At 37.2% G+C, this 23634-nt stretch carries 21 protein-coding genes; 5 read left to right on the forward strand and 16 right to left on the reverse strand.

What is annotated here, in order from left to right; genetic code table 11:
- Window positions 1-7: 7 nt before the first annotated feature.
- The 4 genes from egtB to IM793_RS09905 are packed head-to-tail and all read right to left on the reverse strand — an operon-like array spanning window position 8 to window position 5063.
- Complete coding sequence (gene egtB / locus IM793_RS09890) at window positions 8-1156, reverse strand: ergothioneine biosynthesis protein EgtB (protein ID WP_193420881.1); 1149 nt, start codon at window positions 1154-1156, stop codon at window positions 8-10.
- A complete protein-coding gene (locus IM793_RS09895) occupies window positions 1156-2727 on the reverse strand; it encodes an ABC transporter permease/substrate-binding protein (RefSeq protein WP_193420883.1) in 1572 nt (523 codons plus the stop codon). The genes egtB and IM793_RS09895 overlap by 1 nt, the downstream gene beginning before the upstream one ends.
- The gene (locus IM793_RS09900) at window positions 2720-3679 is read right to left on the reverse strand and encodes an ABC transporter ATP-binding protein (RefSeq protein WP_193420885.1); all 960 of its coding nucleotides are present in this window, start codon (window positions 3677-3679) and stop codon (window positions 2720-2722) included. The genes IM793_RS09895 and IM793_RS09900 overlap by 8 nt, the downstream gene beginning before the upstream one ends.
- A 1-nt stretch (window position 3680) precedes the next feature.
- Entirely contained in the window at window positions 3681-5063 is a 1383-nt protein-coding gene (locus IM793_RS09905) for a mercuric reductase (RefSeq protein WP_193420887.1), read from the reverse strand.
- A 179-nt stretch (window positions 5064-5242) separates the two neighbouring features.
- Here IM793_RS09905 and IM793_RS24970 point away from each other — a divergent pair, with 179 nt between their 5' ends.
- A complete protein-coding gene (locus IM793_RS24970; protein WP_255511958.1) occupies window positions 5243-5377 on the forward strand; it encodes a hypothetical protein in 135 nt (44 codons plus the stop codon).
- Between the two features lie 485 nt (window positions 5378-5862).
- Here IM793_RS24970 and IM793_RS09910 read toward each other — a convergent pair whose 3' ends face one another.
- The 10 genes from IM793_RS09910 to IM793_RS09955 all read right to left on the reverse strand — a co-directional run bounded on the left by IM793_RS09910 (window position 5863) and on the right by IM793_RS09955 (window position 18306).
- Window positions 5863-6498 carry a SatD family protein gene (locus tag IM793_RS09910; RefSeq protein ID WP_193420889.1) on the reverse strand — a complete coding sequence of 212 codons (636 nt, stop codon included), beginning with the start codon at window positions 6496-6498 and terminating at the stop codon, window positions 5863-5865.
- Window positions 6499-6824: 326 nt separating this feature from the next.
- Window positions 6825-9386, reverse strand: a complete 2562-nt coding sequence (locus IM793_RS09915; RefSeq protein ID WP_193420891.1) for a M1 family aminopeptidase — start codon at window positions 9384-9386, stop codon at window positions 6825-6827.
- 12 nt (window positions 9387-9398) lie between these two features.
- On the reverse strand, window positions 9399-10583 hold the full coding sequence (locus IM793_RS09920) for an NRAMP family divalent metal transporter (protein ID WP_193420893.1): 1185 nt from the start codon (window positions 10581-10583) through the stop codon (window positions 9399-9401).
- Window positions 10580-11335: a 5-oxoprolinase subunit PxpA gene (locus tag IM793_RS09925; RefSeq protein WP_227256202.1), complete on the reverse strand. Its 756-nt coding sequence runs from the start codon at window positions 11333-11335 to the stop codon at window positions 10580-10582. The genes IM793_RS09920 and IM793_RS09925 overlap by 4 nt, the downstream gene beginning before the upstream one ends.
- 2 nt (window positions 11336-11337) lie before the next feature.
- Window positions 11338-12366: a biotin-dependent carboxyltransferase family protein gene (locus tag IM793_RS09930; protein ID WP_227256203.1), complete on the reverse strand. Its 1029-nt coding sequence runs from the start codon at window positions 12364-12366 to the stop codon at window positions 11338-11340.
- On the reverse strand, window positions 12317-13078 hold the full coding sequence (gene pxpB / locus IM793_RS09935; RefSeq protein WP_193420897.1) for a 5-oxoprolinase subunit PxpB: 762 nt from the start codon (window positions 13076-13078) through the stop codon (window positions 12317-12319). Before pxpB ends, IM793_RS09930 begins: the two co-directional genes overlap by 50 nt.
- Window positions 13079-13248: 170 nt before the next feature.
- A complete protein-coding gene (locus IM793_RS09940; protein WP_193420899.1) occupies window positions 13249-14532 on the reverse strand; it encodes an ATP-binding protein in 1284 nt (427 codons plus the stop codon).
- 163 nt (window positions 14533-14695) lie between these two features.
- Window positions 14696-15577: an exopolyphosphatase gene (locus IM793_RS09945; protein WP_132397933.1), complete on the reverse strand. Its 882-nt coding sequence runs from the start codon at window positions 15575-15577 to the stop codon at window positions 14696-14698.
- Entirely contained in the window at window positions 15577-17637 is a 2061-nt protein-coding gene (ppk1, locus tag IM793_RS09950; RefSeq protein WP_193420901.1) for a polyphosphate kinase 1, read from the reverse strand. Before ppk1 ends, IM793_RS09945 begins: the two co-directional genes overlap by 1 nt.
- Before the next feature lie 99 nt (window positions 17638-17736).
- On the reverse strand, window positions 17737-18306 hold the full coding sequence (locus IM793_RS09955; protein ID WP_193420903.1) for a hypothetical protein: 570 nt from the start codon (window positions 18304-18306) through the stop codon (window positions 17737-17739).
- Window positions 18307-18382: 76 nt separating this feature from the next.
- On the opposite strand from IM793_RS09955, the gene IM793_RS09960 reads away from it, so the two are divergent.
- From IM793_RS09960 to IM793_RS09975, 4 genes are all read left to right on the forward strand, one after another.
- Complete coding sequence (locus tag IM793_RS09960; RefSeq protein ID WP_132397938.1) at window positions 18383-18874, forward strand: YajQ family cyclic di-GMP-binding protein; 492 nt, start codon at window positions 18383-18385, stop codon at window positions 18872-18874.
- 130 nt (window positions 18875-19004) lie between these two features.
- The gene (locus IM793_RS09965) at window positions 19005-19448 is read left to right on the forward strand and encodes a GNAT family N-acetyltransferase (protein ID WP_193420905.1); all 444 of its coding nucleotides are present in this window, start codon (window positions 19005-19007) and stop codon (window positions 19446-19448) included.
- A 62-nt stretch (window positions 19449-19510) separates the two neighbouring features.
- A complete protein-coding gene (locus IM793_RS09970; protein ID WP_193420907.1) occupies window positions 19511-20107 on the forward strand; it encodes a DUF4142 domain-containing protein in 597 nt (198 codons plus the stop codon).
- 236 nt (window positions 20108-20343) lie between these two features.
- Window positions 20344-21957, forward strand: a complete 1614-nt coding sequence (locus tag IM793_RS09975) for a S8 family peptidase (RefSeq protein WP_193420909.1) — start codon at window positions 20344-20346, stop codon at window positions 21955-21957.
- A 131-nt stretch (window positions 21958-22088) separates the two neighbouring features.
- On the opposite strand, the gene IM793_RS09980 is transcribed toward IM793_RS09975, so the two are convergent.
- Together IM793_RS09980 and kdsA are read right to left on the reverse strand one after the other, a co-directional pair.
- The gene (locus tag IM793_RS09980; RefSeq protein ID WP_193420911.1) at window positions 22089-22805 is read right to left on the reverse strand and encodes a YqjF family protein; all 717 of its coding nucleotides are present in this window, start codon (window positions 22803-22805) and stop codon (window positions 22089-22091) included.
- Window positions 22806-22807: 2 nt separating this feature from the next.
- Window positions 22808-23620 carry a 3-deoxy-8-phosphooctulonate synthase gene (kdsA, locus tag IM793_RS09985; protein WP_193420913.1) on the reverse strand — a complete coding sequence of 271 codons (813 nt, stop codon included), beginning with the start codon at window positions 23618-23620 and terminating at the stop codon, window positions 22808-22810.
- Between the last annotated feature and the right edge of the window lie 14 nt (window positions 23621-23634).

Below are 23634 nucleotides of genomic sequence, written 5' to 3' on the forward strand. Positions count from 1 at the left end.
GTTTATTTTATTTTACCAGGCGTATGCCCGTATATTGCCATCTTAAATGCGGATGAAAGAAATTTCGATAAGTAATGCGTGAATGATTTTGCGGAGTAGCTATGGATGCTCCGCGAAGTACTTTCTGATTGACCATAAATTTGCCGTTATATTCGCCAATGGCCCCGGGTGCTTTACTAAAGCCAGGATAAGGGAGGTATGCGCTTTCAGTCCATTCCCACCTTTCGCCCCAATTAAAGCTTTTTGCCGCCACTTCCCATTCAAATTCGGTTGGCAAACGCATGCCGCTCCAACTGGCATAGGCATAAGCTTCGTAATAACTGACATGACTTACCGGCGCATTCGGATCAATTGGTAAAAGTCCGCCCAAAGTGTAATTAAACCATTCTCCATCAATCAAATGCCAATACATGGGTGATGTGATGCAGTTGCTTTTTACCCAATCCCATCCTTCGGAGTGCCAATAATTAAAATTTTCATATCCGCCTGCTTTGATAAATTCTAAAAATTCGGCATTGCTGACTAATGTTTTACTGATGGCAAAATCGTGCAGGTAAACTTTATGTTTGTTCAGTTCATTGTCAAAGCTAAAACCAGTTCCTTCATAACCGATTTCGTAAATTCCTGCTGAGATATCGATCAAACCAGATTCATTTTCAATCGCTAAAATTTCTTTTTTATTTTTAGTGTAAACAGGGAATAATGGATTATTGCCTAGAATATATTTAATATCGGTTAATAACAATTCCTGATGCTGCTGCTCGTGATTAAAGCCCAAAACCAATAATTCTTTAACTTCATCCTTTAAAGGTGTGTTTAAAAAATTTGTCATGGTTTCATCTACATAAGCCCGGTATTGGTAAATTTCGTTCACGCTTGGCCGGCTTAAATTGCCCCGGTCGGTACGGATTACCCGATTGCCAACGGTTTCGTAATAACTGTTAAATACAAAATTATAATCGTCGTTATATACCTGATAGTTAGCCGAAAATGGCTTCAATATAAAGGTTTCGAAGAACCAGGTGGTATGCCCCAAATGCCATTTAGGTGGACTTACATCTACAACAGGTTGCACCACATAATCTTCAGTTTGTAAAGGTTCACAAATCTGCTCGGAATATTTCCGAATCTGTAAGTATTCTTCTAGCAGTGTCATTAATTTTTATCCAGATAATTTTTAAGGTCTGTGATGCTATTAACATTCAGTTCTTTTGATTGTTTTTGCCGCATCATTAAAGCATAAGAATTATTAAAACCGATTGGTTTTAGCCATTTGATTTTAAACTTTTTCTCAAATTCGGTAGAGACATAATCATAAGTTTTGTTTCTATCGTGCGCCATTTCCTTTGCAATTTTTGGATCAGGCTGTAATAAAACCAGTAAACCTGTTCCGGTATATTCAGGGTAAAAGTCAATCTGATCATTCATCAGCGCATCAAAACAGATTTTTGTTCCGCCCAATCCGGTTTTAGTAGCTACATCGTAATCTGTATTCCCTTTAATCAACATGCTGTACATTTCAGCAAGAATATATTGCTCGCCAAAAATCTTAGATCCTATGCGCACGGTACCTTTATGTCCATTTTGAGGCGCTTTGTATAAACCTGAACCAATGAGGAAATCTTTTGCCACCCGTTCTGGTGTTTGATGCAGGTAATCTGTTCTGTAATTCAGATCAGTCATGATCGAATCTGTAATTTTCCCGGAGAGTAGATTGAGGGCTTTTTCCAATTCGGGGAATTGTTTTAAAGCTTCATCACGAACAATCGGTGCAGCATAATAGGGCGGAAAAATATTCTTATCGTCTTTTAAAATTTTCAGGTCAAAAGCTTTTAAGCGGCCATCGGTAGAATAACCGCTGATTACATCCAGTTCTTTTGCAAAAGCAGCTTTGTACATCACTGCATCGCTGATCACGATGGTATGTATTTTTAAACCATAAGTTGATTTTAATCCGAGGTCGCCATCCTGCCTGCCCATAAATTCGGGAGTAAATCCAGCTGTTAAAGTAGAGCCATAAGCTGTTGGTAAAGCATAAAAACCACCCAAAATCAAAATCACGATAGGAAAAGCGTACAAGGCTTTCCTTAACTTCTTAAAATCCATTTTCTGGACAAGTGAAAGTAAAGCATCTAGTATAATTGCTAACAAAGCGGCTGGAATGGCTCCAGCCAAAATCATATTGGTATTATTGAGCGAAATGCCGCCAAAAATAAACTCGCCCAAGCCTCCTGCGGCAATAAATGAGGCCAAAGTAGCCACGCCCACATTTATTACGGTTGCAGTACGGATACCTGCCAGAATAACGGGCATAGCGAGCGGCAATTCTACTCTTAGTAAAATCTGGCCTTTACTCATCCCCATAGCCCTGGCCGCTTCTTTAACATGCTGATCAATGCCAATAATGCCCGTATAAGTATTTCGAATAATCGGCAGCAAGGCATAAATGAGCAGTGTTACGATTGCAGGTTTTGCACCAATCCCTAAAACCGGGATCATAAATCCCAATAAGGCAATGCTTGGTATGGTTTGCAACACCCCTGCAATGCCCAAAACCGTTCCGGAAAGTTTACGCTTTCTCGCAATCAATATACCTAAGGGTAAACCAATGGCAATAGCGAGGATTAAAGAAATAAAGGTTAAACCTACATGCTGTAAAGTCTGACTGAGCAGTTTATCAGACTGCCCCGACATAAATTGCCATATGGTTTGATGTTGCTCATTCATGCAGCTGTGCGTTTTGGTATTGGTTAAATCCTTTGGTTAACTGCTCGAAATTGATCGATTTGATTGCCTGATCAGCGCCTGAAACGAAAAGCTCAGACCGGTCATTATTCCTTAATAATTCCATGGCTTCCCATATACTTAAATCAGCAGATTTACTTTCTCCCTCATGAATGGTTTCTTCAGGTAGATAAGTCCAAATATCCTGGATATTAATTACTTTAAACTCTAATGCCAGCATTTGTCCGGCGAGAAAATTCCTTGCAAAATCGTTTATAGGCCGAAATAATAATTCTTTGGGTGTTCCAATCTGAACTACCTCACCTCTATCCATTAAACAGATCCGGTCTGCCAGTTCAAAAGCTTCCTGAACATCATGTGTCACCATCACAATCGTTTTTCTTTTCAACTCTTCGAGTGCTTTAAATTCTTTTTGGATACTGGTACGGGTAACGTTATCTAAGGCTCCAAAGGGCTCATCCATCAACAATACCGATGGATCGGTAACCAACGCACGGGCTAGCCCTACGCGCTGCTGCTGTCCGCCACTTAACTCATGCGGATACATCGCCAGCGTGCTTTCCGGTAGATGAAGTTTTTGGATCAATTCCTGCGTACGGCTTTTAATTTTTTCCTTATCCCATTTCAAAAGTTTAGGTACAAGTGCAATGTTCTCCGCAATGGTATAATGCGGAAAAAGACCAATATTCTGCATCACGTAACCTATACTCTTGCGCAATACATCAGGATCCTGATTGGTGATGTTTTCATTATTAATAAAAATCTGGCCTCCATCGGGCTCAATTAAACGATTGATCATTTTTAAAGTGGTGGTTTTACCACATCCACTGGTACCTAACAATACCAATGTTTCCTTTTCGGCAACTTTAAAATAGACTTGCTTTACCGCCTGGGTATCTCCAAATTTCTTGCTTATCCCTTTTAATTCGATCATACTATTTATCGAGTTTCATAAATAAGTTATTCAGCGATTCGGTATAGGTAGGGTGCGCAAAAACGCAATACCTAATCCTATCATAAGTAATACCGCCCTCCATTGCCATTTGCAGAACAGACATAATTTCTCCGCCTTCTGAGGCCAGGATAGCAGCACCCAAAATCTCTTTAGTGTCAGCATCTACAACTGCTTTCATCAGCCCCAAAGTTTCGTTTGTTTCGATACCGCGCGCAACATTCGACATTGGCAGAACGGCGACCTTATAATTCAATTTCTTTTCTTTTGCTTCTTTTTCAGAAATGCCTATCCGCCCCAGTTGAGGGTCGGTAAACATGCAATATGGTACCGGCCGATCGTGAATGGAATATTTCGTCCCTTCAATCAGGTTACGGTAAACAATGGTATAATCGTTATAGGCGATATGGGTGAAGGCGGGCCCACCTTTTACATCACCCAATGCATAAATTCCTTTAATATTGGTTTCCAACTTTTCGTTCACGATTACATGTCCTTTATCATCTAATTTAACACCACAATTTTCGAGGCCTAAATCAGCGGTTTGCGGTATGCGTCCGGCTGCAATTAATACATGACTTGCCGTAATGTTCTTTTTTGTTTTACCCGATTGGATTGAAAGATGAAGCTGTTTTTTATCCTGACTGATTTTATCAATCTTCACAGCCGTAATGATTTCAATCTTTTCATCTGTTAAGATTTCGGTAAGGGCTGATGAAATATCCTGGTCTTCTTTAGCTAATATGCCTGATGATTTTTCCAAAATGGTTATTTTACTACCAAAGCGATTAAACATTTGCCCAAACTCCAGTCCGATGTAATTGCCGCCGATCACCACCAAATGCTCTGGAACGGTTTCTATATCTAAAATTGTTGTGGATGTAAGATAATCAATTTCATCAAGTCCTTCTATATCAGGTATGGCAGTTTTTGCTCCGGTATTGATAAAAATCAAATCAGCAGTTACTTTTTCTTCACCACCATCGTTAAGGGCAATGGTTAATTCTTTTTCAGCGCTGAATTTTGCTGTTCCGAAAATGAGCCGGAGTTCCTTTGTATTGTTAATTCCCTTTTCTGACGATGCCCTAAACTGTTCTACAATATCATCTTTGCGCTGTTTTATCTTCTTGAAATCAATTTTGATGGCTCCAACTTCTACGCCAAGTTCAGTTGCTTTTCTGGCTTGATAAACTGCCCTTGCAGAAGCAATCATAGCTTTTGTTGGTGTACAACCATCGTTTATACAGGTGCCACCCACCAATCTTTTCTCAATTATGGCTGTTTTTTTGCCCGCTTCAGCAAGTTTTTTGGCTAATGGTGTACCTGCCTGCCCCGCTCCGATAATTATCGCGTCGTAATGTTTCATTGATAGGATTTGTTTTGTTGTAATGATAACCTGAATAAGTAGATCAATGTTTGACCAGGAATAATTTATTCTTTAACTGGAATATTATTAAATTTCAAATAAAAAAGTTACAAACTATATTCAAAAATCTACGTTAAATAATCATAGACATTTAATTGATAAACATAAACCAGACCGATATGTATACTCAAGCCGCAGAAAATACGAACCTTACTGTTTATATCCAGGATGATACTTCGATTGAAGATAAAAGAGAAATTTTGTTGAATGGTTTATTGGATGACCTGAATAACGAAACTGAGTCTTTTAATTAGGCCTTTATATACAATGTTAGGGAACACGTATGTTAAAAGCAGCTGGGAATAAAACATAAGCCAAGTAAAGAACTACTTTGGGTTCATTGGATTACTTTCATAACCCAATAATACTCATTTATTTAGAACCCGATTTACAGCATTTTCGATATTTCCCGTATGATTCCATATGTAAACGTAAAATAGAGCAACTGTAACAGAAACCATATTACCTATTAAATAATAGCTGTTAAATTTTTCTGTCTCCCCTGTTTTATCGTCATGTTTTAACCTTGTTGCTAACTTTAATGCGCTAAAAAAAGTTAGCGCATGAGGAATACCATTAAACATAAAGATTGTCAGAAAAAGACGTTCGATGAATCCCTTGCTAATTGATCTAATATCTATTTCCGACTTTTTGTAATACTGTTGTGCAATAAGCGAAAACAAAAAGGCAAGTATTAACTCGCATGCGATAATCAGTATGCCTATAATTAAGATTGAGATCATGGTAATTCTGAGATGTAATTTATTAATGATTTAGCTGAAAAGTACTCTTCTATTTTAAGGCTTTTTTCTCTTTTCCATATTTGAGAACGAGTTTTTCCTAATTGTTCTGCAACAACTTTATAATCCCTTAATTTAATGAATTTGGTAATCAGATCATAATCTTTGCTAATTTTCCAATCATCAACGATGCTTTGATATAAAAACATGCTATTTACTAAGGCTTCACTTTTAGTTTTATTTCTAAGATCAAAATAATACCTAATGTTTGAGTTCTTATGGAGCGCCAATGCTTCACGCGCCTGTGTTAATCCATCACCAAGCATTTCATAAGCAATGATTTTATTAATTGGTGTATCTATTTTTCCTTCAACCAATACAAATCTTAGTTTAAATCCAGCGTTGAGATGTACAATTTTCTCCTCAATAGAAAATATCAATTTCACAGCTGCTTTAGCATCATTAACTATTCCCTGGAATTCATCTCCTAAAGTAATTGTCATCGGAGATAGCATGAGTTCATTATTTTCATAATTAGTTTCACTAACTACTGTTTTAAAGTTACTCATGAGTTTATTTTGATCACTTCTTCTACTATCAACTATATCCGCCATTAATACAAAGTAGTCTTTCATATCATCTTTTTAATTTACCATTAATTATATCAAATATAATGAAACAATTAATATTATTTCACAATTAATGACACAAAATAAATTATTTCACAAAAAATGAAATAACTATTTAATTCATATTTGATCTATAAAGTAATTTCAAAGAGTACCTATATATGTGAATGTTAAAATTAAGAATAAGTAAGTCAATCGGCTTCCAGTCCAGATCTAAAAAGAAAAGGGCAAACAAATTAATGCTTACCCTTTTCAAATCTAAATTAACGCTCTCGCGACGAAAGTATAAATTCTTCATAAACCCGTTTGTAACAAATTTATTTAATTAAAAGTTAATGTATGATGATTTGCGCCCGTCGAAGGTTATCGGTAGTCTGCAAAATTTTATCCCTTAATTTTGGATTGTAAGCAGGATGTGATTTTAAGAAATCTTGCACTATGGCATTTGCTTCTTTGTTATTGTAACCCGAGAATATAGCCGCTAACCACGATTGCGGAAAAAATATATCGCCAGTTTGCTGTATTTCTACTAATAAGTCTAAGCTTTCTTTCAAATAATGAATAGATGTTTTTTGCCTGATGGGGTGATGCAAATAAGATAAAGCCGTAGTTACCCAAGCTTCTTTCTGGCGGTTTTTCCGGTCTTTTAAACCATTAAAGAAACGATCTCTTTCCTTAACATTTAAAGATAATGCGGGCATTAAATAAATTAGCCGGTTTTTACGGTCTTCATTTTTGGTCCGTTCCAGCTGATCTTTTAAGATCGTGTTAACAGTATCTGATTTAAGCGCCAACGTTAAAGCTAATGCACTATAATCATCTTCTAACAATTTGATTCCAGTTGGCGCATTTTGCTTGAGCCAAATATTATACATTCTTTTTCCAGCTTCGGCACTCAGATACACATTTTGATAAGCATTGAACAAAATTTTCTTGTTGTTTTGCATTTGCTGTTGCTCCATTGCGTCCCAAATTGTTTTTTCCATCACCGCATGGATACCCGTTCGTTTTTCGTCAGTTAAAAATGTCAAGTAAATATTGGTCATGTACCCTGTGATCAACCTCAGGTTCATCTCATTCTTTTCCGTTGCTATACCTTTAAGCAATACATTTAAAAGCTCCTCAGGTTTATTACTTTTGCCCGAAAGCATATTTTCATAAGCATTGATATAAGCTGATGCACGTTCTAAAGGATCAGTAATATTATAAAGATTTGCCATCATCTCTTTCTCCATCGGGAAAAGGCCATATCCCGCACCATTTGCATTAAACAAAATATATAACGGCTTTGGAAGACCTTTTGCTTCATTTAAAACAGTTTGTGCATTCATTGCATTTACTACCAAAAACTTACTATAGGTTGGATAAACCAGCTTAATCGTAAAAGATTGTGGCCACACCCGGGCCTGCCCCATTTCACTGTTCTGACTTAAGCTTAAGTTACTTATTTTATCGCCACTGTATTTAATATCATAACTAAAAACCGGCCGGCCAGGTTCATTTACCCAAACTTTATTCCAACTCAGCAGATCACTTTTACTGTATTTACTTAAAATGGCAATCAAATCATTCCAGGTAGCGTTGCCATAACTGTATTTTTTCAGGTATTCCCTGATCCCTTTTTGAAAGTTCTCTTTGCCCATTAACAGCTCCAATTGACGCATCATAATTGGTGCTTTATGGTAAATAATATTTCCATACATCGATCCAGCTTCTTGTAAGTTATCCAATTGCTGGCGAATGGGATTAGCGCCCCATGTCCTGTCTACGCCATAAGCTGCAGGATAATGGTCTTGTAAAAACTTAAGATCAAAAGTATTTTTGCCCATTAACTTTTCAGTTACCTTATCGGCCATAAAATTGGCAAAAACCTCTTTCATCCAAACATCGTTAAACCACTTCATGGTCACCAGATCGCCAAACCACATATGCGCCGTTTCGTGCGAAATCAGATTTGAACGGGAAATGAACTGATCTTTGGTAGCTCCCTGATCTAAAAACAATGAGGATGCTTTATATTGTACCTCACCAGGGTGCTCCATACCGCCAAACTGGAAATCTGGAATACTGACAAAACCTATTTTCTGAAAAGGGTATTTTATCGCGGTCCAGTTTTCCAAAAAATCGATGGCATCGCGATGGGCTATAAAAACAGAATCTACGCTGAACTTAATTTTAGCTGAATCGGTTTCCCGGTGCAGAAATTCCATATCACGGGTTTTCATTTTCTGATTAACAAGTGTGTATTTCCCTGCAGTAAAAGAGAATAAATAGGTGGGCAATTTATCTGAATGATTAAAATGATAGGTGGTAAAATTATCTTGTACCAACGAATCTTTTTTTACCGCATTAGCCATTACTTTCCAATTGGTTGGAACAGTTAATGAAAGTAAAAAGTTAGCTTTTAAATCAGGCTGATCAAAGCAAGGAAATACCGTTCTCGCATGATCAGGAACAAAAAGCGCATATAAAAAATCTTTATTCCTGTTTAGCGATTCATTACCCGCAATAAATTCGATTTCGATATGGTTATTCCCAACCTTTAAATACGCTTGCTTGATTAAGATATGTTCCGCTTTAAAATCGATAGGTATGGATTTCTTATTAACAGTAAGCGTTTTCAAATGATCAGCATTTTGCTTAAAGTCAATTTGTAATTGATCCAATTTATTCAGCTTAAAATCAATATTTTCGGTCGATTGAATTGATTCTGATTGCGCTGCTGGTATTCTAAAATGAAGCTGATACTGAATGTTACTTATCGCGGCACTTCTGGAGTTTGCCAGGGCAAGAGAAACACCGGGTTCAACAGCAACAGCCTGTGCGGCATGCTGCGCGAAACAGGTGGAATTCAATAGTAAGAAAAGGCAAAGATATTTCGTAATTGTAGTCATGTAAATAAAGATTTATTCTCCTTTAATCATCTGTAAAATGGTTCCGTAACTCATCCAAACCATGGTGATTACCACAGCTAAACCTGTTAGTGTTAACCAAAGTGGTTGTTTATAATTTGCGATAATTTTAGTTCTATAAGCCGCAATAAGCATAATCCCCAATGCAATGGGTAAAATAAAACCATTAATAGCACCCACAGTAAGCAATATTTTTACGGGTTTACCGATCAGGATAAAAATGATGCAGGAGATGGATATAAAGGCAATGATAATTTCTCTATTAAACTTTAAGATCAGTGGGTGAAAGCTTTTGATAAAAGAGATGGAAGTATAAGCAGAGCCCACTACAGAAGAAATTCCTGCAGCCCAGATCACTACACCAAAAATTTTATATCCTATTTCGCCGCTGGCCAATTTAAAAACCGAGGCGGCCGGATTGGATGGATCTAAGGTAAAACCTTTACTTACTACGCCCAAAGCAGCAATAAATAACAATAAGCGCATGATAGATGCCAGTCCGATGGCACTTAATGCACCTTTATTTACGGCACCCAAATTTTGGATTCCGGTTTGCCTGGCATCTAATAAGCGATGAGCGCCCGAAAAAGTAATATAACCACCAACGGTTCCACCGACAATGGTTAATACGGCGGTAAAACTAAACTGTGTAGGGTTTACAGCCCTTAATGCGGCTTCTGCCAATGGTGGCGAACTAGTATAGGCAATAATTAAAGCCAGTACAATCTTAATCAACCCCATGGTTTTGGCAAAAACATCCATTGCTTTGCCCGCTTCTTTGTAAATAAAGATCCCTATTGCCATAATAGCACTGATTACAGCGCCCTGCCCTACACTAATGCCAAATAACACATTTAATCCTAAGCCAGCACCAGCAATATTACCAATGTTAAAAGCCAAACCACCTAAAAAAACCAGAAATGAAATAAAGTAACCTAAACCCGGAAAAACCTTATTGGCTATATCTTGAGCAGGTTTATCAGCAACTGCAATAATCCGCCAAACGTTTAACTGTGCGATGGCATCTAATATGATGGATAGCAATATAACAAAGGCAAAACTAGCGCCTAGTTGTTGGGTAAAAACTGCTGTTTGTGTTAAAAATCCAGGACCGATGGCCGAAGAAGCCATTAAAAATGCAGCTCCTAAAAGTACACTCCAATTGTATTTAGGCTTCATATTGATGGAGCTTTAATTAAGATGCCTTCTTTTTGTAATCGTTCAGTTATTAATTTAGCAAAAGCAACAGCGTGTTCACCATCGCCATGCAAACAAATAGTCTCTGCTCTTACGGCGATACGATTTCCGTTTGCACTCTTTACTTCCTGCTTTAGCGCGAATCCCAAAACCTGATTTACAGCATCTTCTTCGTTAGTAATTAAAGCGTTGTTTGCTGAGCGTGGAGTAAGCAAACCATCATCCTGATAACTACGGTCGGCAAAAACTTCTGATGCGGTAACTATGCCTACTTTTTCAGCTTCAGCTATCATCTTACTTCCTGCTAAGGCATATAAGATCAGGCCTGGATCAAAATCGTAAACAGCCTGCACAATAGCTTTTGCTAAAGCAGTATCCTTTGCTGCCATATTATATAATGCACCATGCGCCTTAACATGATGTAATTTGCTACCTGCAGCTTTTACAAAAGCACTTAATGCACCAATTTGATATAAAGTTAGCTGATAAGCTTCATTTGGGCTAATCTTCATTTCTCTACGACCAAAGCCCTGCAGATCGGGCAAACCAGGGTGCGCACCAATGGCTACTCCTTTTTTTAAGGCTAAAGCTACAGTTTGCTGCATTACAGCCGGATCGCCGGCATGGAAACCGCAGGCAATATTTGCCGATGAAATATAATCCATTAGTTTTTCGTCATTGGGCATAACATAATTCCCAAATGCTTCTCCCATGTCGCAATTAAGATCGATCATTTTCATGTTTTGATATATTTAAGACTTATTGCAGTGGTAATTAATGATAAATCCTGTTCACGTTCCAGGTAAAGTTCTTCCGCTTCGTCTCTCGAAATTTCAGAAAAATGAATGGTGTCACCGGGTTTTAACTGGGCACATAAAGGCAAATCGACCGCTGCAACATGGGCAATACGTGGATAACCACCTGTTGTTTGACAGTCTGCCATGAGTATAATCAAGTCGCCACTTCCGGTGACCTGAATAATCCCGGGAGTTACTGCCGTACTGAGCAATTCCTTTTTAACCTTTCTCACCAATGGTTTTCCAGATAAATGATAACCCATTCGATTACTCCTTCTATCGACGGTATAAGAATTGGTTAAAAATGAAATAATGGATGCTGCATCAAACCAGCCGATTTCATTGCCCAGCACAACTCTGATGTTTTGCCTTTTCTCTGGTAGCAAACTTTCGCGCGAAATGCGCCAATTTGGATAGGTTAACGACCGATGAATTAATTTTTCTAATATCTCTTGTGATACATCGCTAATAGTGGTACCACCGATCAAAACATCTGCCTTTTGCAATGCTCTTCCCTTAAAGCCACCAAAAGCAGCAGCAAGAAATGTACTTTTACTTTCCATTAGATCAGGCACATTCCATCCACCAGCAACAGCCAGATAGGTACGCACCCCCATTGCATTATGGATCAGCTTTATAACGGAGCCTGCCGGAAAAAACAATGGCTTTTCTGCAGGCATTACTTGATCATTAAAAACCAGGAAAGCTCCATCACCGGAATAAGCCACTAAAATAGCTGTTTCAGCTTTAAACGAAGCATCGGCATAGGTAAACTCAATGGTCGCATCATTATCATTGTTGCCAACAGCTTTATTGGCTAACCGGTGAGCCAATTCATCCATCGCGCCAGAAACAGGTACAGCCTGCGAGAGGTATCGGTACCTGCCCAGATCCTGAACAGTGCTTAACAAGCCCGGCTTAATGATGCTGACTTTCATACTCATATTCAGCATAAGCATTAAACTCATCTATATCAACGGATTTAAAAGTAACCAGGTCGCCTCCCTTTAAAAGTGATGGCTGCGAACGGGTTACATCAAACATCTTTAATGGAGTTCTTCCAATAACCTGCCATCCTCCGGGTGTTTCCATTGGATAAATGCCCGTTTGATTGCCTGCAATACCTACTGATCCTGCGGGTATTTTAGCATTTGGAACTTCTTTTCTAGGCGTTGATAATCTGGTATCCATACCGCCCATATAAGCGAAACCTGGTACAAAACCGATCATAAAAATAGTGTATTCGCCAGCCTTATGAATATTGATTACCTCAGTTTCAGTAAGGTTATTGGTGCGGGCTACTATTGAAAGATCCGGACCAAAATTGCCTCCATAACATACCGGAATAGCCACTTTATCAGCTATTACTTTTGATTTTTCTCTTTTTATTTGTGCAATTTCATTTAAATAAGCGGATACCTTTTCGAAGCAAACCTCTCCCGGGAGATCTGATAACATCACACTTAACGGATCAAAGAAAACAGTTAATGTAGTGTAAGCAGGAACGGTAGTAATAAAACCAGGAAAAGGATTTTGCAACAGCAATTGATTAAAATCAGTAATCAGACGCAACAAACCGTTATCAATAGCCATTCCGAACGTTATTGTAACTGATTTTTCGCTCAATCCGTAAATTTCTATGGGAATACCTGTTTCAAAACACCCTAACTGCTCATTCATACAAAAACAGTAAGATTTAATAATAAACATTCTTCATCATACGAAACTGACAGCTAAACTGCCGCTATAAAAATGAATATATATTATTAAAATAACAAAGATTTTGAGAATAGGATAAAAAAAGCAGAACTATCAGCTTGAAATTACTAAATCACCGATAAAATGTTAATCTAATTTTTCGTCGCTTCAAGGCCTTTTATCAATTTCAATAACTCATCCTGCTCTTCGGCTTCTAATTCGATTATGCCATTAAACATTTCAAAAATTTCATCACGGAGGTTAGAACGCATTAAAAGATCGGTAAGACGTACAATGGTTTTCTTTTGATCGGTATTTAAACTACTAAACAATTTAGGCTCCACTTCATATAATGCCTTAATTAAACTAACCAACTCCGGTTTCCTTAATTCTTGCTCTCTTTCGCTGGCATAAACAGGAAATATCTCATCCTCTTCGTAAGTTTCAATCAGGCAGTTGGCATATTCTTTTAAAAACGGTTTACGTTTACTTTTAAGATATTCCGTTAGTGCTTTAATCAAAAATCTATATTCGGCCGAAGATTTAGCAGCACCAAATATGGCCACCTGCCCTTCATTTTCGAAACTCTTAAAATCGAAATCACGAAAAAAATCACTATCAATATAAACACTATGAAAATAATCGTCGCTCTTTTTATTTAAGGTGGTGTAATCTTTATAAATCTCTTCTCCACTGGTTAAGAAATAGTATTTAGAGAGTTCTTTGTGCAGATTTTCTTTCCAATGAACATATTTAATCTTAAAATTAACGGCAGTATCGGGATAAAAAAGATTAAACTCTTCTACAGTTTTAATATTGCTGCTAAAATCTAATGCTTCACCATTTACAATAATCGAGTAATTTTTGTGTTTATTCAATTCAATAAACCAACAGAATTCGTTTATCAAAAAAGGAAGTACTGTTTCTTCTAAATCCTGTTGACTGATCTTCAAATTAGTAAATGAAACGGTTGTTCCAGTTTCTCCAGTATTCTCCGGAACGCTGGAAAAATCATGGCTGTAACTATTTAAAGCACCAGTGTTAATGTGTATTTCGCCAGAACAAAATCCTTTTTCGGATTGGTAAGTGGTTTGCCAAACAGCATTATTCGCAAAGGTAAAAAAGGTAAGTCTCCCCACCCCATTACGGCCATGCATTTTCGAGGTGTGCTTTGGTGCTACAATCTGAATAGATTTTTCAGATTCGAAAAACGGATCGAATTTTTGTTGTAAGCGATCAAAATTAATTCCATAACCATTATCAGCAATAGTTAACTGCTCCAAAAGGCCAAGCGCATTGGCTACATAATCTATACGGATGGTATTCGCATTGGCATCAAAACCATTCCATATGTACTCCGCAATAGCCTGCTTTTCATTATAGTTCTTAAGTACTTTTTGTATTCCCTTTGAAGTGATATTAACGTTTACCGACATACTTACTAAATTAATTAGCAAATATATCATTATATTTTAATCATTCAGGATGTTAATATAGTAAGTTTATACGCGCACATTAAACGGCTTCTTTTAGCGTATTAAATATACTATCAGCCAGCCATTTATCATTAAACGATGTCACCTGTATGAAATGATTGCTCTAATCCAGCTTCTCTTCTATCAATAATTTAATAATCCCATCAGCCATTCCTACTTTAGGTACATAAATCTGTTTTATACCCGTCCACTTCATTAAAGTTAAATAAATTTCGCAAGCGGGGATAATTACATCCGCACGATCGGGATTTAAGCCCAAAGTATTGATCCTTTCTTTCAATGAATAACTGGTTAATTTATTATACATCGAATTTAATTTCTGTAACGATAAAGGCGCATTTTCCTTCTCATCCGACATGCGAAACAATTTATTAATATTGCCACCCGTACCAATACCAGCTAAGTGTTTATATTCTTTTGTATGCTCTTTTACCCAATCTTTCATCTCTTCCCAGGTTTCTTCCTTATCCTGATTGTCGAGCATTCTGATTGTACCAATATTAAATGATCTTGATACTTCCGGAGTACCCTTTACAAAAACAGATAATTCGGTGCTACCCCCACCCACATCAATATACAGGTAGTTTTTATTTTCGTCTAATTCTTCTTCTATATGGTTGGCATAAATAATATTCGCTTCCCGCTGTCCCTCGATAATTTCCAGGGTAACGTCTGTTTGCTCCTTAATCAGTTTTACAATATCCTGTCCGTTGCTGGCTTCACGCATGGCAGATGTTGCACAAGCTAAATATTCGGAAACATGATACACATCCATCAGATTTTTAAAAGCGGTCATGGTTTTTACCAGGTCTGCAGATTTTTTCTCGGAAATATATTGATCCAGGAATGCATCATCTCCTAACCGGAGTGGTACACGTATCAAAGTATTCTTTTTGTATTTATATTTTCCGTCTTGTTTGCTAATATCTGCAATGAGTAACCTCACCGCATTCGAACCGATATCTATAGCTGCGTATCTTAACATTATGATTGATGCTTGGTTTTTAAATAGTTGTAGATGTCTACCTGTGCCCTTATTTTTTTACTTAATCTGTTTTTGTGGTATTTGTTATTGTTTAAGGCATTAATTTGCCTCGATTTGGTATTGTCTTGCAGTTGCAGGTCAATAATGTCTTGTATCTCCTGTTTAACATCATGATCCAGGACTGGAAAACCTACTTCCACGCGGTGCTCGAAATTTCTGCTCATTAAATCTGCAGAAGATAAATACATATCGTTTTTACCATTATTACCGAAGATATAAACCCGGGCATGCTCCAAAAACTTATCGATAATACTAATAGCGGTAATATTTTCACTAAAGCCCTTTACGCCTGGCACCAGGCAGCAGATACCGCGTATAATAAGCTGAATTTTAACCCCGGCATTACTCGCATCGTAAAGTTTGGAAATAATGCCTTCATCAGCTAAACTGTTTACTTTTAGCATGATATAAGCAAGTTTACCCTGTTTGGCATTTCTAATTTCGCGGTTGATGAAATTAACCAGCTTAGAACGGCTCTCCAATGGTGAAACAATAAGGTGTTTGAAGCCCCTGGTTACGGTACGCTTGCTCAATGCATCAAAAAGTTTGACCAGATCATTGGTAATCTCTTTCTTTGCGGTAAAAATGCTATGATCGCAATATAAACCTGCAGTTTTCTCGTTAAAATTCCCAGTAGCTAAATTGGCGTAGTAAACCGGCTTATCCTTTTCAATCCGTTTAACCAAGCAAATCTTAGAGTGTACTTTGTAATCGGTTAAGCCATAATTCACCTTAACACCCTCCTCCATTAAGCGGCTTGTCCAGTAAATATTAGCCTGTTCATCAAAGCGGGCCTTAAGTTCTAATAAAACAGAAACAGCCTTTCCATTTTTAGCAGCGTTAATTAAGGCATTGATTACTTTCGAGTTTTCAGCTAAGCGATATAAAGTAATCTGTATCTCCGTAACCTTTGGATCAAGGGCTGCCTCACGCAAAAATAAAATGATATAATCGTACGATTGGTATGGCAGATTCACCAGATAATCGCGCTGAGCAACTTTATTGAACATGCTTTGGGTTCTATGCAGATCGTGTACCTTAAGCGGTACGTTCGGTGCATATTCCAGCTCCTTTTTACCTACATTCGGGAAAGCGATAAAATCGCCAAATTTATGGTAACGGTTGCCAGGGATTAAACTATCTGCCTCTAGCTTGAGTTTGTTTACTAAAACGGTAAGCATATTAAGCGGCATGGCCGAATCATAAAGCAGGCGCATTGGTTTCCCTTTTTTGCGTTTTTCTAAACTGCTTTTTAAATCTTCGATAAACTTATCATTAATGTTCTTATCAATATCCAGTTCGGCATCCCGTGTTAACTGGATCGAATAAGCCTCTAAATTATCGTAAGTAAAAACATAGAAGATATCATCTAAACAATACCTGATAATATCTTCGGCAAGAATAATAAACTTTAGATCGTTTGTTTCCGGCAGCACCAAAAACCGGGGTAAATTAGGCGGAATTTCGATTAATGCATACTTTTCTCTAACTTTTGTATCCTTTTTAGAAAGTTTAACAAAGAAATATAGATACCGGTCTTTCAGTTCTGGAAATGGCTTATCCATATCCAGCATAATCGGAACCACATTTGATAAAATCTTATCCCTGAAATGATTTTTAACGAATTCTCCCCTGCTTACATTCAGTTGAGTATCGTTTAAAATAAAAATCCTGTTTTGAGCAAGTTCGTTAATTAAGGTAGCCTGAAAAAGCTGGTCGAATTTTCTTTCCTGTTTTACAACGATATTTTTAATCTCATTCAGAATTTTCTTTGGATTAAATCCCAAAAGTGCCTTTGCTTTATCGTTCAGATTGGTTAACCGGGTCATGGTAGCCACCCTAACACGATAAAACTCTTCTAAATTGGAAGAAAATATAGATAGAAATTTAATCCGTTCAATCAGCGGAACTGTTTCATCGGCCGCTTCTTGCAATACACGTTCATTAAAGTAAAGCCAACTGATTTCGCGGTTAAAAAATGGAATCTTCTTATTACTCATTTAAAAAAATAAAAAATCCCTGCCAAACAGGGATGTTCAAAACTGCACATTAATTTGTTAAATCGATGTTAATTCATTTACATGTTAACGTTAACAAATTTATTTTCCAGCAGGATTTTTTACTACTTTCTTAACCGCAGGGGTAGCTTTCGCAACCGTTTTTTTAACAACCTCATTAGCCGTTTCCGGCGCTTTACTTACTGCTTTTTTAGCTACTTTAGTGGCTTCTTTAACAGCCTCTTTTGCTGTCGCCACTGATTTTGCCAATACCTTTTCTGCTTTTTCTTCAGTTTCTATTGCGGCAACTTTAATGCTTTGCACTACTGGTTTTGCCTTCGCAACAGCTTTTTTAACAACTTTTTCCGCAGATTTTTCAGATTTACTTATCGCTTTGGCAGCAGGTTTTTCCGCTGCTTTTGCTTTCTCTTTAGATGCATGTAACAAATCATCAATTTTTTGTCCCACATCTGCTTTTACAATGGTAAATTTTTTGGTTAATTTTTTAGCCACCCGCTTACTTGCCTTACCAACCTCTGTACTAATTTCCGATACATCATGACCTAAACTTTTAATTACTTCTAAAAACTTATCCGTGATTGACTGCTCAAGTTGTTTTTTAACTTCTTTTTTTGTGATCTTTTTTTGAGACTTTGGTTTAGTGGTTTTCATATTATTTTTCGTTTTTTTGTGAGGATGGATTAATTTCTATTAAATCTACTTATTTTTTTACTTTAAAGCTAAAACCATGCCTTCTTTTGATATTGTAAGTAAAGTTGATGCGCAGACATTAGACAACGCCATTAACAATGCTAAAAAAGAAATCCTTAACCGATTCGACTTTAACGGATCGAAAAGCACCATCGATCTGGATAAAAAAACAAACGTAGTAACCATCGTTACTGAAGATGATATGCGATTAAAAGCAATCGAAGATTCCATTATTTCGCGGATGATGAAACAGAATTTAGATCCGAAAAGTTTAGATTTTGGCGACGAGCATCAGGCTTCAGGCAACATGATCAGAAAAGAAATCAGCATAAAAGAAGGTTTGGATAAAGAAGCAGCAAAAAAAGTGGTGGCGAAAATCAAAGCCAGCGGCTTAAAAGTTCAACCATCTATTATGGATGATCAGGTTCGGGTTACCGCAAAGAAAATTGATGACTTGCAGGCCGTGATCAGCCTTTGTAGAAATGAAGATTTTGATCAGCCACTGCAGTTTATTAATATGCGTAACTAGAAAGGCTTAATTATCTGAACTGGTTAATCGGTTAACTGCGAAAGAGGCTTAGAAAAATTCAGCTAATTTTTTAAGTGGATTTTGAAAGAATTCACTCATTTAATCATTTAAAATTCAATCATTAATCAAAATGGAAATCAGCGAAAACGGTTTTATATTTTCTGATAAAAAGGACCTTTTAGATCTGGAAGCCATACATTATTATTTAAGTGTAGAGTCATATTGGGCAAAGGGCATTCCGCTGGATACCGTAAAACGTTCTATAGAAAATTCGCTTTGTTTTGGAATTTATAAAGATCAGGAACAGGTAGGTTTTGCACGATGGATAACCGATAAGGCTACTTTTGCATGGCTTTGTGATGTTTATGTTAAAGAAAACTACCGCGGCTTGGGTTTAGCTAAAAAACTGATGTCGTTTATGATCTTTCATCCCGATTTACAGGGATTAAGAACATATCGCTTAGGCACTTTGGATGCACATGGATTGTACAAACAATTTGGTTTTGAACCAGTGGAAAATCCGGAGCGTTTAATGGCTATTGTTATCAAAAATCCATATGGAGTAGCACAATAACCCTTACAACAAAAACCTTTTTCCAGTGCTCTTGTTTCTAATCTATTAAATATAGAGAAAACATGAAAAAGATATTTTTATTGTCAACAGCTTTTGCCTTGGCACTTTCCTTTCAGGCCTGTCAAACTGCAGATAAAAAATCGGCTACTACAAAAGACAGCGTTTCTGGCGATACTACCATGGTAAATGGTAACCATGTTGCCGGTGCCGAGAGTACAGAATCTGGTATTGATGAGGCAGGCGCTACATTTTTAAGAAAAGCAGCTGTAGGTGGTATTATGGAAGTTGAAGCAGCTAAGATTGTAGCAAAAAATGCAAAAAGTACCGAAGTAAAAGACTTCGCAGCTAAAATGCTTGCCGACCATACCAAAGCGAATGCAGAATTAAAAGCGTTGGCGGTTAACAAAAAAGTGATTACTCCTGATGCACTGCCCGCCGATGAGCAGATCCATTTGGATGGAATGAAAAAAATGACCGGTACAGCATTTGATAAACATTATATGGCTATGATGGTTACCGATCATGAAAAAACAGTAGCATTATTTAAACAAGGGATTGAAAACCGTGACCAAAGCATTAAAGAATGGGCTACGAATACTTTAAAAGTAATTGAATCACATGATGAAATGGCCAAGAAAATTGCAGCTGGCTTAAAATAGAGTAAGGTAATTTTTTTTAGATCGGTCGTCATTTCGAGCGGAGTGCAATAAGGTCGAGGAATCTGTTCAGATAGATATCTCCACTCTTTGGTGCTCGGGTCGAGGTGACGGCTTTTTTATTAAAACTGCTAATAAAGCTCTGCAATAAAATAGCTGGAAAGCATTAAATTTTAATAGAATTTCTTTCAATAAAAAAATTAAAATTAACTTTCACCGTTTAATACAAAAATACATAAATGAATAAGAGTAGAATTTTTAGCGCGCTATTAAGCATTGCGTTCGTAAGTGCAGTACCAACTTTGGCCAATGCGCAAAAAGCCAATTGGCAAAACCTTGATCTTAAAAGTGATAGCACTTTCGGAATCAGTACGGAAAAAGCATATAAAGAACTTTTAAAAGGTAAAAAATCTGTTAAAGTAATTGTAGCCGTAAATGATGGCGGTGTAGAAGCTACACACGAGGATTTAAAACGGATTATGTGGGTAAATACCAAAGAGATAGCTGGCAATGGTAAGGATGATGACAAGAATGGCTATATCGATGATATTAATGGCTGGAACTTTATTGGTGGCCCTAAAGAATCTGTAAACTTCGAAACTTTAGAATTAACCCGTTTAGTTCGTCGCGACCAGGTACGTTTTGCCAATACCACAGATGCGAATGTAGCAGAAAAAGATAAAAAAGATTTCGAGGTTTTTAAAGCAGAAAGAGCCGATTTAGAAAAACAATTAGCGGAAGCTAAGGAAAATCTGGCAGGTATTACTGGTTTTAAAAATGCTTTAGATGCAGTAGTAAAGAAAATCGGTAAAGAAAATCCAACCGCAGAAGATTTTAAAAACTTTAAACCAGCTACTGAGGTTGAGGGCAGGATCCAAAATGTACTAAGTCAACAATTAGAAAAAGGCAGTTTTAAAGATTTTTACGAAGATCAAATTGTAGAAGGATTTGATTATTATACACGCCAGGCCAAATACAACTTAAATCTTGATTATGATCCACGCTCCATAGTTGGCGATGATCCTAACAACCCTAAGGAAAAATTTTATGGCAATAATGATGTTGCAGGCCCTGATGCTATGCACGGCACGCACGTAGCTGGTATTATTGCAGCTGACAGAACCAACAAACTTGGCATTTTAGGTGTAGCAGATAATGTTGCCATTATGGGTGTTCGTTGTACGCCAAATGGTGATGAAAGAGATAAAGATGTGGCAAATGGAATCCGTTACGCGGTTGATAATGGCGCAAAAGTAATTAACATGAGTTTTGGTAAAGCTTATAGCTGGGATAAAGCTATTGTTAACGAAGCGATGAAATATGCAGCATCTAAAGATGTACTGATCGTTCAGGCTGCAGGTAACGAAAACAAAAATATCGATGTCGAAAATAATTTCCCTAACCATAAAGATTTAGATGAAAAAACCATTGCTTCATGGATTACCGTTGGTGCTTCAGGTCCTCAAGACGATGAAACACTAAAAGCCAGTTTCTCTAACTTTGGTAAAACACAGGTTGATGTTTTCGCTCCTGGTGTTCAGATTTACTCTACCGTACCGGGTTCTAAATACAAAAACTTAGATGGAACGAGTATGGCCTCTCCTGTTGTGGCTGGTTTAGCCGGATTAATCCGTTCTTATTACCCTAAATTGACGGCAGCGCAAGTAAAAGAAATTATCGTTAAATCGGTTACTAAAGTGAACCACAATGTAGAATATGCTAAAGGCGAAGGACCAGATGCCGAAAAAGTTTCTGTTCCTTTTTCTGATCTTTGTATCAGTGGCGGAATTGTAAATACTTACAATGCATTAAAATTAGCGGCAACTTATTCAGGTAAAGCAGTTGCTAAATAATCTTTCAGTTATCGTAAAAGAGTTTAAGATTTAGAGAAGTCAAGTTTTAAAAACTTGACTTCTCTTGTTTTAGCGCGTGGAAAATATTATAAAATATAACTCAGCATACCGACCATTATTAGGTAAACAGATTAAAACTTTTTACCTTTTAAAACCCTGATTTCTGATCCTTCAGCAAGAATTACAGAATCGGGAATGGCACTGTTTAAGAAAGCAAAATCATCGCCATAATTAATTCCAAAATCAACATTGATTTTATAATCCTTGATGGGATATGCTTGCCAGCGCGGATGTTCAACACCATATTCAGAGGTTTTATTCTCTGCGATTTTGGTATAACCCCAATAATGTTCAGTAATAAATTCTTCCTCGCTGCCAGCCAAAATATCTTCTGCCTTTGATGTAGCAGTAACCGCAAAACTATTCCAATTTCTGTTTTTCCAGGAATACGCTACTTCCAGTTGATCTTTCTGTTCAACCCAAAGGTGTTTCATGGCCAGTGTTTGATAGTTTTCTTTATAAAGGGCATTGGCTACAAAAGTGATAGCAGGTTTTGGAACAAATTCCTTAATAAATACAACACCTCGTTTCCAAATGCCACCATCTTTAAATTTGACGTAGAACCTTAGGTTAACTTCTTCAAAATTAGTATGAAAAGGAATATTAAAACCACGCAATTTTACATCCACAAACATAAATCCCACTAAACTCACGTAATATTTGCCTTGCCAATCATCCAGTATGGTATGCGGAGGCAAGTATTTCGAAAGTATTTCTTTATCTACGGCATACTGTGCCAAAGCTAGTTTGCGCCATTCAGCAGTAAGAAATACTTTCGGATTATTCAAAATTATAGTATGGCTTGTCTGATTCTAATCAGTTTGGTTAAAGTTTCTTCCAGCAGGTCTAAATGAAGCATATTTGCTCCATCTGATTTTGCATTTGCAGGATCAGGATGCGTTTCGATAAATAAACCATCAGCACCAACTGCAATTGCTGCTTTGGCAATGGTTGAGATCAACTCTGGTTTACCTCCGGTTACACCGCTACTCTGATTGGGTTGCTGTAACGAGTGTGTACAATCCATCACTACAGGAACGCCAAAACTTTGCATCTCTGGTAATCCACGATAATCAACTATCAGGTCCTGATAACCAAAAGTATTACCTCTATCAGTCAAAATGACTTTGTCGTTCCCAGCTTCTTTTACTTTTTCTACAGCAAATTTCATTGAACCAGCAGAAAGGAATTGGCCCTTTTTAACGTTAACTACTTTTCCGGTTTCTGCAGCAGCAATTAATAAATCGGTTTGGCGGCATAAAAACGCGGGGATCTGCAGCACATCCACATAAGCAGCGGCCATCGCCGCCTCAGCACTTTCATGGATATCGGTAACGGTTGGAACACCAAATTCTCTACCAATCCTTTCTAAAATGCGCAAAGCTTTTTCATCGCCAATACCTGTAAAAGAACTTCCTTTACTTCTATTCGCCTTGCGGTACGAACCCTTAAAAATATATGGAATCTGTAGTTTATCGGTAATCGTAATAATCTTTTCGGCAATTCTCATGGCAATATCCTCGCCTTCAATAGCGCATGGACCCGCCATTAAAAAGAAATTTCCCGAATCTGTATTTTTTAATTTATCTAAATAGTTTAACATGTAAAATGTATTAT

The sequence above is a fragment of the Pedobacter sp. MR2016-19 genome (genome assembly GCF_014947265.1).
In the GTDB taxonomy this organism is placed as follows: Bacteria; Bacteroidota; Bacteroidia; order Sphingobacteriales; family Sphingobacteriaceae; genus Pedobacter.